Raw genomic sequence first — 368 nt, forward strand, 5'->3', positions numbered from 1 at the left:
GCGGAGCTACACAATCAGGAGCGGAATTTTGAACGCGATCAACCGCTCACGGCACCCGAGAAGGAGTTCCAAGCCGAGATGGTCGCCTATGTCGTCTCACATCAACTCGGGTTCTCGACGGACGACTTCTCGCTCTCCTATCTGGCCGGTTGGACGAAAGACAAGGAACTCCTCGACAAGGAAAAATTGTTGCAGGAGGTCCACCAGACGTCCGCAGGCTTCCTCGAACATATCGAGACACACTTAGAAAAGGTGAACACCTTGCAACAGGAGAAAGAGCAGAGCCCTCTTGATTACCTTGAACAGCTGGAGCGGCCAATGGGATGGAAAGACGCTGACCTCAGTCTTTATGAACGGGTGCATGCCGT

At 53.5% G+C, this 368-nt stretch carries 1 pseudogene; it reads left to right on the forward strand.

Annotation, left to right across the window (positions count from 1 at the left end):
* Positions 1–368: pseudogene (locus KNP95_RS16295) on the forward strand (hypothetical protein); the annotation flags it as partial.

Origin of the sequence: Exiguobacterium sp. s36, from assembly GCF_018618345.1 — a bacterium.
GTDB lineage: Bacteria > Bacillota > Bacilli > Exiguobacteriales > Exiguobacteriaceae > Exiguobacterium > Exiguobacterium chiriqhucha.